Raw genomic sequence first — 1,214 nt, 5'->3', positions numbered from 1 at the left:
TATAGATAATTCAAATAAAAACTACAGCTTCGACTTCGCTCAGCTAGCTTACACCGAGGGCTGAGCGAAGTCGAAGCCCGTCTACAAGTTATTTAAAACGACTATAAAAGCCTTGCTACGCAAGGCTTTTACTTTTGAGCTTTTAAAAGTTGCCAGTTCAACCCGAACTGGCAAAAAATGTGAGCCTTATTTTGTGATTTCATGTATAGTTATAGATCGCACGATCTTTCATGCTCGGATCGGGTTATTTAGAAAATTGGTGAAACTTAGGTAAAGCTGATTTCCCCATACCTGTACGGCATCTACTGAATATTTAAACACCATGAGTTACGCAATCATTGAAACAGGCGGTAAGCAATATCGCGTCGAAGTCGGCAGATTTTATGACGTTGAGCTCCTCGAAGCCGAACCAGACAGTAAATTGACCATCGATAAAGTTTTGTTTGTCAATATGGACGGTGATATCTCCATCGGTCAGCCCATAGTTGATAGCGCCAGTGTAGAAGTTACCGTCATGCGCCATCTAAAGGCGAAAAAAGTAATCGTTTACAAAATGCGTCCTAAAAAGAAAACCCGTAGAAAGAACGGTCACCGTCAGCCCTTGACTCGGATCATGGTTGAAGCGATTAATCTTAGCGGTCAGGCTGCTTAATAACCAATCTTAACCAGAAATAAATAGATCGTAGTTTCATTTATTTCTGCATCTTTTAATCATTAAGAGGATCAACACAAAATGGCACATAAGAAGGGTACAGGTAGTACAAGAAACGGTCGTGACTCTAATGCTAAGCGCCTTGGTGTAAAGCGTTACGGCGGTCAAGTTGTTAAAGCTGGCAGCATTCTCGTTCGTCAACGTGGCACTAAGTTTCACCCAGGCAACAATGTTGGTCGCGGTAGCGATGACACATTGTATGCCACCGTTGATGGCGTAGTTACTTTTGAGCGTTTTGGCAAGACCCGCAAGAAAATTAGCGTATACGCTCCTGTAGCCGTAGAAGTTGCAGAAGCTGAAGTTGCTTAAGCGACTTGCTAAGTAGCTGGGCATAATTAAAGCCCAGAATGCAAGCTGTAGCGCACGCTGCGCGTACGCTACAGCTTGCATTCTGGATAATTTGAAACGGGATTTGAGAAGAGGTTTGCTAGGTATAGCTACAGTCACTTGAATGAGGACAAATCAAACCCCAAGAATTGAATGGCGGAGCTTCGCGCCGCCA

2 protein-coding genes are annotated in these 1,214 nt (G+C 43.5%); both read left to right on the top strand.

Annotated features, from left to right (window positions below):
* Positions 1-322 precede the first annotated feature (322 nt).
* On the top strand, positions 323-652 hold the full coding sequence (gene rplU, locus AC805_RS13095; protein WP_055075846.1) for a 50S ribosomal protein L21: 330 nt from the start codon (positions 323-325) through the stop codon (positions 650-652).
* 81 nt (positions 653-733) lie between these two features.
* Positions 734-1,021, top strand: a complete 288-nt coding sequence (gene rpmA, locus AC805_RS13090; RefSeq protein ID WP_009629204.1) for a 50S ribosomal protein L27 — start codon at positions 734-736, stop codon at positions 1,019-1,021.
* Positions 1,022-1,214 lie beyond the last annotated feature (193 nt).

The organism is Pseudanabaena sp. 'Roaring Creek', from assembly GCF_001402795.1.
GTDB lineage: Bacteria > Cyanobacteriota > Cyanobacteriia > Pseudanabaenales > Pseudanabaenaceae > Pseudanabaena.
The sequence above is the reverse complement of the archived record's forward strand: the minus strand, read 5'-3'. Positions and strand labels throughout refer to the sequence as shown.

What these genes read in the sequence shown, in the direction of transcription:
- rpmA (WP_009629204.1), top strand. Translation starts at nt 734, where the DNA reads ATGGCACATAAGAAGGGTACAGGTAGTACAAGAAACGGTCGTGACTCT.
- rplU (WP_055075846.1), top strand. Translation starts at nt 323, where the DNA reads ATGAGTTACGCAATCATTGAAACAGGCGGTAAGCAATATCGCGTCGAA.